The organism is Myroides sp. ZB35 (assembly GCF_001865835.1).
Lineage (GTDB): Bacteria > Bacteroidota > Bacteroidia > Flavobacteriales > Flavobacteriaceae > Flavobacterium > Flavobacterium odoratimimum.
Genome location: NZ_CP017769.1, coordinates 3,956,650 through 3,969,605, shown reverse-complemented (window position 1 = coordinate 3,969,605; position 12,956 = coordinate 3,956,650). Strand labels below are relative to the sequence as shown.

Genomic DNA, 12,956 nt, shown 5'->3' with positions numbered 1-12,956 from the left:
AAGGAGTTATTTAATGTCATTAGTTCTAAAATGGTAAAATAATACTAGTAAATAATTTTTTGTGTTGTGAGAAATGAATTACTTTTGCAGAGAGTAAACTGCCTTATCGCTACTTTCAGTAATGAAAATAGAGGAAAGTCTGGACACCATAGGGAGGCATAATGGGTAACGCCCATCCTTGGCTTGCCAAGAGGACAAGTGCAACAGAAAGTATGTACAGGTAATGCTGTAGTGAAACCAGGTAAACTCTATGCGGTGAAATGTCATGTATATTTAGCGTTTGAGGGTGCCCGCCCGATGCTTTAGGGGTAGGCAGATAGAGCTATCGAGTAATTGATAGCCGGGATAAATGATAAGGGGGTACTTCGGTACTTACAGAATCCGGCTTATAGGTTTACTCATTATTTTTAGTATCTATTAGGTACTAAAAAAGGACTATTATCTTAGATAATAGTCCTTTTTTTATATGTTAGTATGAGATTTATTCATCATCGTCTTCCTCATCTTCATCTTCTAGCTCGTATTCAAAGAAGGTAAATACAGAACCACCATAGTTTTTTTCAAAAGAGAAATGTTCTAAATGATCCATTTTAGTGAACTTAGAGTGTTCTATAACAACCATACCTTGTTCATCAACAAGTCCTTTCTCAAAAATATCCTTTAGTATTTTCTCAAATTGTTCTTGGGTAAAATCATAAGGAGGATCGGCAAAAACGATATCATAGGAAGCTTGGTGCTTCTCTATAAATTTAAATACGTCAGACTTTAGTGGGATAATATTAAGATCTAGTTCTTTTGCTGTTTTCTTAATAAAGTTAACGCACCCCATATCACCATCTACACTAACGATAGATTCTGCTCCTCTAGAAGCAAATTCGTAGCTGATGTTTCCTGTACCTGCGAACAAGTCTAATATGGTTAGTTCACTAAAGTTAAAGTGATTATTTAGAATATTAAATAGAGATTCTTTACTCATATCCGTTGTAGGACGGACAGGTAGGTTTTTAGGGGGCGAAATACGTCTTCCTTTTAGTTTTCCTGATATAATTCTCATGAATGGAATAAAATGTAATATTGTTTAGGTACTTGATGATGTAATAAAAGATCATCGCTAATAAAAAAATTATTATCTACTACATTGACTTCTCGAATGTAGGTATATGCTTGTTCATAATAAGAGTCGTCCGTATCTACTCTTCCAATCAAGTAGAGTGGGTTTGACTCTGTATTTAATTCTAATTGTTCATAAGTAAACAAGATGTAATAAATAAAGTCTTGTGCAGTTTGGCATTGAAATGAATTAAAAAAAAGTAATTCTCCATTACTGACTACTACTAATTCAAAATGATCTTTTTGTAAAAAAGCATAAACTTCTTTTTCAGTATTTTTACTTGACTTTTTTAGTAAAATTTCTACTAGTAATGTATTAATGTTGTGGTAAGTAAAGCTTCCAAATTTATCAATTAAATAATTATTGATATTGACATAAGGAATATAAACATTATTAATAGCACTACTTTCTAATTCATCAAAAGCAAAGAAGTCTGTAGAAAACACTTTTGTTGAATACTGTAGATAATACCCCATAGAATCTTCATTGAATAGTTCTCTTGGGATAAATGTATTAAGTGTATTATCATGTAGTACAATTACTTCATCGTATCTTTCTGTTAATTCTATATGCTTTTGAAAAATTTTGTCTAATTGTTCCTCTATAGATTTAGTTTGAGAAATAGCTTCAGATGCAAAGTGAATAATCTCATGTGCTAATTTGTCTTTAATAGCAAAAGAGAATTTATTTAAAGAAACTTGTATTAAAAGTTTATGGTAATTCTTTGACATCGTGAGTTTAAAATATGAATTTCGAATATAGGCAAAATTACACTTTTTTATTGCAATCTTCTAGTCAAGGGATAAAAAGCTTAGTATCTTTGGCATACAATAGATAAAAAAGAATATACAACTATGATAGGTCAACAGTTTTATAAACTACTCCGTCAGAAATTTCCTTATGATTTAACTTTAAAGCAAGACATTTTTCTTCAGAAGATTGCTGATTTTGTTACAAATGATACACAAGATGAATTGTTTGTATTAAAAGGATATGCGGGTACTGGTAAAACTACATTGTTATCTACAGTAGTTAATGAATTGAGAAGCGTTAATAAGTTCTCTGTGATGCTTGCTCCTACAGGACGCGCAGCTAAGGTGATCAGTAATTATTCTAATCGATCTGCTTTTACCATTCATAAGAATATTTATTATCCTAAGCCTAGTAAGACAGGAGGTACTTTTCAATATACCATGCGACATAATAGAAATCGAAATACGATATTTATAGTAGATGAGGCTTCTATGATAGGAGATGCTAGTGCAGGTGATACCTCTATGTATCCACATGGATCTTTATTGGACGACTTAGTTTATTATGTGTATTCAGGGTTTAATTGTAAGTTGATTTTAATAGGAGATACAGCTCAGTTACCTCCAGTAGGAATGAATATTAGTCCGGCATTAGATATAGACCAGCTTCGATTTAATTATGATATGGATATTCAGCATATAGAATTAGATGAAGTAATGCGACAAGAAGTTGATTCAGGAATTCTATATAATGCAACAGAACTACGTCTGGCAATCGGGTCTTATTTTGCAGATACTTTTCAGTTTCAATTACAAGGATTTAAAGATATTATTCGCCTAATAGATGGTTATGATATTCAGGATGCTATTTATTCATCATATTCAAACAGTGGGCCAGAAGAGACTACTTTCATTGTGCGTTCTAATAAACGTGCGAATGCATATAATCAGCAGATCAGAGCTCGTATTCTAGATAAGGATAGCGAGATATCAGCAGGTGATTTATTGATGGTTGTGAAGAATAATTACTTTTGGCTTAAAGACTCAACTGTAACTGACTTTATAGCAAATGGCGATATTATTGAAGTTTTACAAATCTATAGAACAATAGAGTTGTATGGGTTTAGATTTGCTTCTGTACGAATTAGAATGATTGATTATCCTGATATGACTCCTTTTGATACTATGATATTTTTGGATACTCTGACTAGTGAGTCGCCTGCTCTTACGTATGATCAGATGAACAAACTGTATAATGAAGTGTTGTTAGATTATGAAGATGAGATAACCAAATATCGAAAAATGCAGAAATTAAAAGAGAATGAATATTTTAATGCTTTGCAGGTTAAGTTTGCATACGCCATTACGTGTCATAAGTCACAAGGTGGTCAGTGGGAGACGGTATTTATTGAACAACCTTATTTACCTGATGGAATAACAGAAGATTACGTAAAATGGTTATATACAGCAATGACTCGTGCTAAGGATAAATTGTATCTAATCGGTTTTCAAGATGAATATTTTCTTCAAGACTAATAGAGTACTAGTGTAGTATCACACAATTATTATTAACTTCAGTTCGATTAGCAAAAAAACATATAGTAATGTATAATGACATTACTTTAAAGTGATATCTATAGGTGTCAATAGGTGTCAATAGGTGTCAATAGGTTAATGTAAAACAGGCATTAAAATTTTGAAAACTAATACACGAGTTTTAACTTCGATTACTATTTCTGAATTAGATAATAGTGTTCGGCTTGCACTTCTTAGGGGATTACTAGGAGGTTTCTAGGGCTTTCCTTGCCCAGAAGGTGTCTTTCTCGAAGAAAGGTGCAAGAAACCTGCAAGCAATCCTCTAGCAACTCAGTACAAAACTACCTTTAGTTGATTAATACATACTGGTTAGAAATAGAATTCTTATGTAATTGTACAAAACTAATTATTAATCGAACTCAGGTTATTAATAACAACATAGTATATTTGAAAACTAAAAATATTAGAATGAAAGTTATAGCAGTAATACCAGCTCGATACGCATCTACGCGTTTTCCAGCAAAGCTAATGGAGGATTTGGCAGGAAAAACTATTATCCGTCGTACTTATGAAGCAACATTAGCAACAGGGCTTTTTGATGATGTATTTGTGGCTACAGACTCAGAGTTGATTTACAATGAAATTATCAACCATGGAGGAAAAGCTGTGATGAGTATCAAAGAACATGAGAGTGGGAGTGACCGTATAGCAGAAGCTGTAAAAGATATAGAGGCTGATATTGTTATTAATGTACAAGGAGATGAGCCTTTCGTTAGTAAAGAGAATTTAGAGAAGTTAATTGATATATTTCAGAGAGATGAGACTAAGCAAGTAGATTTAGCTTCTTTAATGACTCCAATTGATGAATGGACTACAATAGAGAACCCTAATAATGTAAAAGTTGTTGTGGATGACACTAATACAGCATTATACTTTTCTCGTTCTGTAATTCCTTATCCAAGAGATAAGGAAGTGAAAGTACAGTATTATCAACATATTGGAGTATATGCTTTTAGAAAAGAAGCTTTACTTGAGTTTACTACTTTACCCATGAAGTTTTTAGAAGCTTCTGAGAAGTTAGAGCAGCTAAGATACTTAGAATATGGTAAACGTATTAAAATGGCTATTACAAAGCATTTAGGGATAGGAATAGATACACCAGAGGATTTAGAAAGAGCTAAACAGATAATAGCAGATAATCCAGAATTAAGATAAAAAAAGAGGCTTTAAAATAAAATTTAAAGCCTCTTTTTTTATATAGAATTGGTTATTTCCTCTTTGTTTTCTGTTTCAGTATTTACTTCATGAGTATTGTTACTGTTTGTATTGTTTTGATAAACAGGAGTAGGGATTGGAACTTCCTTTTTCTCAATAGGTACTTTGATTATAGTCTCCCATTCTGCTGCTAATCTAGAGTCAATAACAGACTTCTTAAGTAGTAAGATAATAGGTTCATCAGGTAGAATGTTTAATTCTTTATCACTAATCTCTGTTCTTGTCTTGCGCATTGCTTCTGGTAAGAATGTGTAATAACCAATTAGTGTTGATTCAAAATAACTCTGTTTATCAAGCTTGTCTATTTTATACTTTTCTTCTTCGTTTAAGTATATATTCCCTTTAATAGGTAAGGCAAATCGGTAAGTAAGCGTGTTTTGTGCTTTTGAATTGTTCAATATCAAATAGGGATCTCCTGCGATATCTATTTGGTTAGTAGAACAAAAATCAGATAAGTCCTTATTTAAGGCTAATAAGTCTTCATTTAATGTTCCTATAGAAGAAGAAGCTTCTAGGTATAGGTATTCAATACTAGGAGTTGACTTGACAGCATCTAGTTTGACTTCATATTCTTTATACTGTTTAATAAAGTAAACAATAAAAGCATCTATGTTTTTGTTAAGACTATTAGTTGCTACTTGGCTAGGTGATCCTTTAAAAAAAGAAGTAAACTTTGTTTGTAGATCTAAGGTACCATTAAATGTAAAGGTGATTTGTGTCTTATTCTGTTGGCCTTTTAATCTCCAGATAATATTTGAAATCTTATTGTCATTTAAAATATCCTGTGATAAGCTATCGTATGGATGGCTATATTCTGCTCTTATATGATAAGACCCTAAATTCTCTAGCTCTATTTGGTAAGTTCCATTATAAGACTTTTGGGAAGACATCCAATCAGTCCAATTGTCTAAATCATTGATATAATTATAGACTATTTCTTTAGGAGCATCCACAGTGAATGTTCTCTCTACTTTATATTCGGGACTTTGAGTAAGTATGAATACAAAAAGAGAAACTAATGCTAATAGTAGTAAAAGAGAGAAATACTTTAGAATTTTCATAACAATTTAGGGCTATATGAATTACTTCAAAAAGTTTTTTAAAATAAATAAAGAACCTATAAATGATAAAAAGGCAACTAAGACCCATAGTCTATTTTTGTAATAGATACGGTGTAGTTTTATATCTTTTCTATACATGATAATCATTACTATGGTAAAAGCAATAATGAAAAATATAGCAAACTTAAGTTGTCCAGGTGTAAACATAATTATTTTTTAGCAAAAATAGTCAAAAGAGTTAGATTGTAGATAAAAAAAACGGCAGAATTACTGCCGTTTTTTAATATGATAAAAGAAACTTTAGATTAGATTTTTTCTGTCCATCCAAAAGTATCTTCAATATTCTTTTGTTGAATTCCTTGAAGAGCTGTTTTTAATTGAATTGCAAAAGAGTTCTCATCACTCACTTCTGGTAATCCATAGTAATTATCTTGGAAAGCAAATCCTTCGATTTGTCCTACTGTAACTGCAGTTCCTGCTCCGAAGATTTCTTTTAATTCACCTTTAGCATGTGCATCTAGTAAATCTTGAACTACGATAGATTTTACTTCTACATTAATTCCTTTGCTCTTAGCGATGTCAAGCAAACTTTTTCTAGTCACACCATCTAAGATTCTCTCACTAGTAGGAGCTGTGATTAAAGTATCTCCAATTCTGAAGAATACGTTCATAGTACCTGCTTCTTCTAGTTTAGTATGAGTAGCATCATCAGTCCAGATTACTTGTTGGTATCCTGCTTCTTGAGCTAATTTAGTTGGGTAGAATTGTCCAGCATAGTTACCAGAACATTTAGTATAACCAACACCACCATTAGCAGCACGGCTATAGTGTTCAGCGATTTGAACTTTTACTTTTCCTGAGTAGTATGTACGTGCAGGCGAACAAATGATACAGAACATAAACTCGCTAGAAGGTCCAGCTACTACACCTTCATGAGTTCCGATCATAAAAGGACGAATGTATAATGCATTTCCTTGTCCTTGTTTAACCCAGTCTCTATCAAGGTTGATTAGTGCTTTTAATCCATCTACGAATCTTTCTTCGTCGATATGTGGCATAGCCATACGTTCTGCAGATTTGTTGAAACGAGCCCAGTTTTCACGTGGACGGAATAACCATACATCTTCATTTGCATCTTTGTATGCTTTCATTCCTTCAAAGATAGCTTGTCCATAGTGGAACACATTTGTTGAAGGTGCAAAAGACATTGGTCCATAAGGTTTGATTTCTACTTGTCCCCATTTACCATCTTTGTAGTGGCATACTAGCATGTGGTCAGTAAATACAGAACCAAACTTCAGGTTTTCGAAGTCAACTGATGCTATTTTTGATTTTTCTACTTTCTCAATAGAAAAAAGGTTGTTTGTTTCTAAACTCATTTCTTATAATGTTTTTTTAATTGTCTGTTTACTTATGCTTGCAATGTATTAAAAAAGCAACACATTACAAAATTATCAAAAAAAGTACTCAAAAATAGTTTCTTGTTGAACTTTATCTAAAATGCCGTGATAAATATTGTTTAATCGAAATTATTTACTGAAATTATAATAATCCATGAAAGATGTTTATATAAACTAAATCTTTTTGATTTATTTTTTTGACTTAATTTTGGTCTACCGAATACTTAATTTTTTTATCATGATAAGAATAATTGCTTCTTTAAGCATAATGGCTTTCATTTTGACAGGTTGTAAAAATGAAAATAAGGATAATTCTACTATAGTAGATGTACAGAAGACATACGAATATTTTGGAGATAGTGTAGTAATGGGAGATGTTCTTTCTAAAGAAGCTATGCTTAAGAGATACCAAGAATTAAAAGAAGGAGATACTATAAAAGTACAATTTGAAACAACTATTAATGATGTGTGCCAAAAGAAAGGTTGTTGGATGAATGTAGAGTTGCCAGGTGAGAAAAAAGGATTTGTTCGTTTTACAGATTACGGATTCTTTGCGCCTATGAATGCCGCTGGACATGAAGTTATAGTAGATGGTAGAGCGTTTATATCTGTAGTATCTGTAGATGAACTAAAACACTATGCTAAAGATGCAGGTAAGTCTGACGAAGAAATAGCAGCTATTACAGAACCTAAGGTTACTTACGCTTTTACAGCAGATGGTATCGCAATTAATAAAGATAAGTAATAGAAGGTGAGAAATAAATCAATATTGTGTCTTGTTCTATTAGTGTTTTCAGTTTTGTTGTCTTGTAAAAAAGAAACTAAACAAATAGAAGACAATAAAGAATCTGTGGTGAAAGATACAACTGCATTTAAGATGTATAATATGGCTCCGATGGCATCTCTTATGGAAGAGATGTATGCTCAAGGAGCATTTTTAAAGGCAGAAATAGAGCAAGAAAAGAAAGAATTGGGAACTTTACCTGATAAACATAGAGATATTCTTACTGCTAAGATGACAGATCCTAGTGATAGAGATATGTTTTTTACTGAGCAGGCAGAGCAGTATTTAAAGCTAGAACAGATTCTCTATCAAGATAATGAAGGTGATAAAGTACAACAGTTTAATGATATGATAAACTCATGTTTAACATGTCATCAAAAGAAATGTGGAGGACCTATTCCAAGAATTAAAAAATTATTGATACAGTGAAAAGAAAAATAGTGACAACCTCAGATGGATCTACTTCTATTGAGATTGAAGAATGGGGAGAAACATACCATTCTATTCATGGAGCTATTCAGGAGGCAAAACATGTCTACATAGAAAGAGGTTTTGATAAAATAGATAAAACTACTGTTAAAGTATTAGAAATGGGGTTTGGTACAGGACTAAATGCTTTTTTAACACTAGTAGAGGCTAGAAGAAAGGGTAAAATAGTAGAGTATCACAGTATTGAAGCTTTTCCTGTAACAGAACAAGAAAGCGTAGCATTGGATTTTAGTGCTTTATATGACAGAGATGGAGATGATATCTTGTTTAAACAGATGCATCAGTGTACTTGGGATGTATCACATGAGGTTACAGCAGAGTTTACGTTGCACAAGATTCATAGTACCTTTGAAGAAGCAGTAGTCAATCAGTCTTATTTTGATGTTATTTATTTTGATGTTTTTGGATATCAGTTTCAACCAGATTTATGGTCAGTAGAGATATTCCAGAAGGTTTATGACGCACTAGGAGATACGGGGGTTTTAGCCACGTATGCTTGTAGGGGGCCTATTAAAAGGGCGATGAAAGAAGTAGGATTTACAATAGAGAAGGTTCCTGGACCTCCAGGTAAAAGGGAAATGTTAGTAGGTTATAAACGTTAATCTACTTCTATAAAACGACAATGTAGGTAAATATGCCATCAATTAGAGTTCTATTTGACCACAAATATAATTTGTGAGGCATTCATCTAATATTATTGTGTTTTTTGTGGTTATTTTTTTGTTGCTCTAGTATTAATACTGTGTGATTAAATATGTCTTAAAGTTAAGTTTTGTGTAGTCTTATTTTATTTTAATAGAAAGTGTGTAAGTTTGTTTGTAGAAAAAGAAAAAAACAGTAGTTATGAACAAACGAATGATGTTAGAGTATACTACCCTTGTACTTAAGAATGTCAGTTTTGATTCGGTATTATTTTCTAAAGAGTTAGAAAAAGCGGTAAAGACATTATTACCTTATGACTTAGGACAGCTAATGATTTGGGTTAATGAATTTTTAAAAGAACAACCTAATCTTAGAGCAGAATTAGCTCTATTAGACAGTGAAATAATAGAAGAGCTTGCCTATGCATAAGGCAAGCTTTTTTTGTTAATGTGAGAATTAGGTATTTAAAAACGACTCATTGAATTTTAAATTTATATTTTTACCAAACTAGAAAATTATAAAGAATGAAAAAAATAGTTTTATTAGCCTTAATGTCTTTAGGAATATTAATTTCTTGTAAGGATAAGAATATAGAGCAAGGAGAAAATAGCGCTGTTGAGCATAATGATGTGCCTGAAGTAACCGAGATAGATGCTTCTGAAGAGGTAAAGGTATTATATGTAGCTTCTATGCTAGATGAGTGTGCTGGGATTGCTCCTAAAAAATGTATGATGGTCAAGGAGGAAGAAGATGCACCTTGGGAGTTAATGTATCAAGAGATAGAGGGGTTTAATTATGAAGAAGGATATGAGTATAAAATAGAAGTGAAAAGAATAGATGTACCTAATCCTCCTGCAGATACACCATCTTTTAGATATGTTTTAGTAAGTGAGATTGCAAAAGAAAAAAAAGCATAGTATTATGGAGGATATTGTGTTAATGGATGATCGCGTCATTCTTAAACCACTAGAAGCATATAATTATAATGATTTAGTAGGATTTGCAATTAAAGAACCTGAAATATGGAAATATGCAACTGTGGGAGTTGAAGGAGCTGATGGAATGAAGAACTATATTAGTCAGGCAATAGAAGAAAGGAATAAGGGTAAAGCGTATCCTTTCATTGTTTTTGATAAAAGGACAGAAGAGTATGTTGGCTCTACGCGATTTTATAATATTGATCAAAAGAACAAGACGCTATTAATAGGGTATACTTGGTATAGTAAACTTACTCAAGGAACTGGAGTAAACAAGCACTGTAAGTATATGATGTTTAAATATGCTTTTGAAGTTATGGGAATGGAAAGGGTAGAGTTTAGAGTAGATAATACCAACGAGAGGAGTAAAGTAGCTGTTCAGAGTGTAGGTTGTACCCTAGAAGGGGTATTGAGAAGCGAAATCATTATCCACAGTGGTAGACGTAGAGATACAGCTATATTTAGTATGCTTAAAGACGAATGGTTTAGTTATGCTAAAGAGGCTCTAGAAGCAAAATTATAAGAACAAAAAAGACGATTTAACCAAATCGTCTTTTTTGTTATATTTTATCAATAACCTTACGGCGTTCTGCCCCAGTAGTTTTAAAGTGAGTAGGAGTTAGACCTGTTACTTTTTTAAACTGTTTGCTTAAGTGAGCTACACTACTATAATTTAATTGATAGGTTATCTCTTTTAGGCTTAATTCATCATATACTAACAGTTCTTTTACCTTTTCTATTTTTAATTGAATAAAGTATTGTTCTATAGTAGTAGATTCTAATTGCGAAAATAATAGGCTTAGAGCGTGGTAATCCATTTGCATTTTATCCGCTATATAAGCAGATAGTGGTATTTGTAGATTAGCATTGTGTTTTTGTACTAATTCTATTAATACTGTTTTGACTTTGTCTACTGTTTTACTTTTTTGATTGTCTAGGAGTTCAAAACCAATCTTTTGTAATTTAACTTCAATCTCTTTTAGCTGTGAAGAGTTCAAGTCTTCTTGTATTTCTATTTCTCCTAGTTCTATTTTAGTAGGGGTGTATTTTGCTTCTGTCAGTAGATTATCTACTGCCATTTTACACCTTTCACACACCATGTTTTTTATATATAGTTTCATCTGAAATATCCTTTTAGAAACTCAAAGATACTAAATCACATTTGAACATAAATATACAGAGACAATATAGTTTGACAGTAAAAGTGTTATTTTATGCTTTTAGTATTTAGTTGATTTTATAGTAAATAATCATTGTTTTGTTATTTTTTTGATATAATTAGTATTACTCAAAGTGAGAATCAATATGTTTCTTCACACTTAGATAATTCGGTGGTATAGTAGTGTATAGCTCAGTTTTCAATAGTTGTATTTGTTACCTTTACTCATGATGATTAACTATAAGTAGCAATATGAAAATTTTTAATACAGCACAAATGCAAGCATTGGATAAAGAGACAGTATCCAATCAATATATATCTTCATTTAAGTTAATGGAGAGAGCAACAACTAAAGTCTTTGAGAAGTTGCAAACTAGATATAAATTATATCAAACATCATTTGTTATTTTTTGTGGAACGGGAAATAATGGAGGTGATGGATTAACCTTAGCTAGATTATTAAAAGAAGGAGGAGCTATGGTGAAGGTATTCTTGGTGCAAACTAAGAAATATAGTCCTGATAATGCTCAGAATCAAGATCTATTAGAGGATAGAGATATCAATGTAGAGAAGTTTAATACAAAGAGTAAATTAAAAGTAAAGAAAGATGATGTTATCGTAGATGCTTTATTTGGTATAGGATTACATAGTCCTTTAGATGAAGAGTGGCGTCCTATCTTTGATTTTTTAAATGAAACTCCATGTCTAGAGAGAGTTTCTATAGATATGCCTTCAGGATTATTAGCAGATGTGGCAACACCAAAAGAAGCTATTGTATTTAAGGCTGATGTAGTTTATACATTCCAATTACCAAAAACAGCATTACTGTTATCTGATGCTAAAGAATATGTGAAAGAACTAGAAATATTAGATATAGGACTCGATCTAGACTATATAGAGAGTACTAAGTCAGATGCTTATTTCGTAGAACAGGACAAAGTGAAAAACTTAGTGAAATCAGGAACTAAGTTTAGTAATAAGGATGACTTTGGTAGAGTAATATTAATTGGTGGGAGTAAAGGAAAAATAGGAGCTGTGACTTTAGCAAGTAAGGCTGCTATGCATACAGGAAGTGGAATCGTGACGGCTTATGTACCGAGTTGCGGATATACTATCGTACAGACAGGGATACCTGAAGTCATGTGTGATACATGTACTAGTGAAGACTATATAAAAGTATTTCCATCTGTAGAACATTATGATGCAGTAGGAGTAGGGTGTGGTATAGGATTACATAAAGATACAGCTACTGCATTAATCAGTTTTTTAAAAGAGAATAAGGATAGGAAATTAGTAATAGATGCAGATGCTCTTAATATTATTAGTGAACAGAAGTGTTTAGATAAAGTTCCAGCAGAAAGTATCTTAACCCCACACGAAAAAGAACTGAAAAGACTTATCGGTGAGTGGGATAATGACTTTGATAAGATTGATAAAGTAAAACAGTTGGCTAAAAAGCACAATGTCATCTTTGTATTAAAAGGAGCACATACGATAACAATAGCACCAGACGAAACGATCTACTTTAACTCATCAGGTAACTGGGGAATGGCTACTGCTGGAGTAGGAGATACCTTGACAGGTATGATTACCTCTTTACTTGGGCAGGGTTACACTAGTAAAGAAGCCGCTATAGTAGGAGTCTATTTACATGGATTAGCAGGTGATTTAGCTATTGAGAATATTCATCCACATAGTCTAGTTGCTTCGGATGTAAGTAACCATATTAGTGCTGCTTATACTCAAATTGCATTATAAATAGTGAATATA

The 12,956-nt window shown here is 32.2% G+C and carries 15 protein-coding genes and 1 other RNA gene; 10 read left to right on the top strand and 6 right to left on the bottom strand.

Annotation, left to right across the window (positions count from 1 at the left end):
* The first annotated feature begins 90 nt into the window (after positions 1–90).
* Positions 91–405, top strand: an RNA gene (gene rnpB / locus BK054_RS17645) — RNase P RNA component class A.
* Between the two features lie 76 nt (positions 406–481).
* On the opposite strand, the gene BK054_RS17640 is transcribed toward rnpB, so the two are convergent.
* Together BK054_RS17640 and BK054_RS17635 are read right to left on the bottom strand one after the other, a co-directional pair.
* A complete protein-coding gene (locus tag BK054_RS17640; RefSeq protein WP_006258489.1) occupies positions 482–1,054 on the bottom strand; it encodes an RsmD family RNA methyltransferase in 573 nt (190 codons plus the stop codon).
* Positions 1,051–1,842, bottom strand: coding sequence for a DUF3822 family protein (locus BK054_RS17635; RefSeq protein ID WP_006265785.1), 792 nt, complete (start codon positions 1,840–1,842; stop codon positions 1,051–1,053). Before BK054_RS17635 ends, BK054_RS17640 begins: the two co-directional genes overlap by 4 nt.
* 123 nt (positions 1,843–1,965) lie before the next feature.
* Between BK054_RS17635 and BK054_RS17630 the strand changes: the two genes are divergently transcribed.
* Together BK054_RS17630 and kdsB are read left to right on the top strand one after the other, a co-directional pair.
* Positions 1,966–3,399, top strand: a complete 1,434-nt coding sequence (locus BK054_RS17630; RefSeq protein WP_006265784.1) for an ATP-dependent RecD-like DNA helicase — start codon at positions 1,966–1,968, stop codon at positions 3,397–3,399.
* Positions 3,400–3,867: 468 nt separating this feature from the next.
* Positions 3,868–4,614, top strand: a complete 747-nt coding sequence (kdsB, locus tag BK054_RS17625) for a 3-deoxy-manno-octulosonate cytidylyltransferase (protein ID WP_006265783.1) — start codon at positions 3,868–3,870, stop codon at positions 4,612–4,614.
* A gap of 38 nt (positions 4,615–4,652) precedes the next feature.
* Here kdsB and BK054_RS17620 read toward each other — a convergent pair whose 3' ends face one another.
* From BK054_RS17620 to BK054_RS17610, 3 genes are all read right to left on the bottom strand, one after another.
* Positions 4,653–5,735 carry a hypothetical protein gene (locus tag BK054_RS17620; protein ID WP_006265782.1) on the bottom strand — a complete coding sequence of 361 codons (1,083 nt, stop codon included), beginning with the start codon at positions 5,733–5,735 and terminating at the stop codon, positions 4,653–4,655.
* A gap of 21 nt (positions 5,736–5,756) precedes the next feature.
* Positions 5,757–5,942, bottom strand: a complete 186-nt coding sequence (locus BK054_RS18725; RefSeq protein WP_006258484.1) for a hypothetical protein — start codon at positions 5,940–5,942, stop codon at positions 5,757–5,759.
* Between the two features lie 98 nt (positions 5,943–6,040).
* Positions 6,041–7,114, bottom strand: a complete 1,074-nt coding sequence (locus BK054_RS17610; protein ID WP_006264181.1) for a branched-chain amino acid aminotransferase — start codon at positions 7,112–7,114, stop codon at positions 6,041–6,043.
* Positions 7,115–7,403: 289 nt separating this feature from the next.
* Here BK054_RS17610 and BK054_RS17605 point away from each other — a divergent pair, with 289 nt between their 5' ends.
* From BK054_RS17605 to BK054_RS17580, 6 genes are all read left to right on the top strand, one after another.
* On the top strand, positions 7,404–7,880 hold the full coding sequence (locus BK054_RS17605; RefSeq protein WP_006258482.1) for a DUF4920 domain-containing protein: 477 nt from the start codon (positions 7,404–7,406) through the stop codon (positions 7,878–7,880).
* A 6-nt stretch (positions 7,881–7,886) separates the two neighbouring features.
* Positions 7,887–8,348: a hypothetical protein gene (locus BK054_RS17600; protein WP_232234312.1), complete on the top strand. Its 462-nt coding sequence runs from the start codon at positions 7,887–7,889 to the stop codon at positions 8,346–8,348.
* Positions 8,345–9,010 (top strand): tRNA (5-methylaminomethyl-2-thiouridine)(34)-methyltransferase MnmD, encoded by a 666-nt coding sequence (gene mnmD, locus BK054_RS17595; RefSeq protein WP_006261711.1) that lies wholly within the window; start codon positions 8,345–8,347, stop codon positions 9,008–9,010. Before BK054_RS17600 ends, mnmD begins: the two co-directional genes overlap by 4 nt.
* A gap of 241 nt (positions 9,011–9,251) precedes the next feature.
* Positions 9,252–9,479 carry a hypothetical protein gene (locus tag BK054_RS17590; protein WP_006261710.1) on the top strand — a complete coding sequence of 76 codons (228 nt, stop codon included), beginning with the start codon at positions 9,252–9,254 and terminating at the stop codon, positions 9,477–9,479.
* 95 nt (positions 9,480–9,574) lie between these two features.
* A complete protein-coding gene (locus BK054_RS17585) occupies positions 9,575–9,967 on the top strand; it encodes a DUF4377 domain-containing protein (RefSeq protein ID WP_006261709.1) in 393 nt (130 codons plus the stop codon).
* A gap of 4 nt (positions 9,968–9,971) precedes the next feature.
* Complete coding sequence (locus BK054_RS17580) at positions 9,972–10,550, top strand: GNAT family N-acetyltransferase (protein WP_006261708.1); 579 nt, start codon at positions 9,972–9,974, stop codon at positions 10,548–10,550.
* Between the two features lie 37 nt (positions 10,551–10,587).
* Here the strand turns inward: BK054_RS17580 and BK054_RS17575 are convergent, their stop codons facing one another.
* A complete protein-coding gene (locus BK054_RS17575) occupies positions 10,588–11,148 on the bottom strand; it encodes a helix-turn-helix domain-containing protein (RefSeq protein ID WP_006258473.1) in 561 nt (186 codons plus the stop codon).
* Between the two features lie 290 nt (positions 11,149–11,438).
* On the opposite strand from BK054_RS17575, the gene BK054_RS17570 reads away from it, so the two are divergent.
* Complete coding sequence (locus tag BK054_RS17570; RefSeq protein WP_006265780.1) at positions 11,439–12,944, top strand: bifunctional ADP-dependent NAD(P)H-hydrate dehydratase/NAD(P)H-hydrate epimerase; 1,506 nt, start codon at positions 11,439–11,441, stop codon at positions 12,942–12,944.
* Positions 12,945–12,956 lie beyond the last annotated feature (12 nt).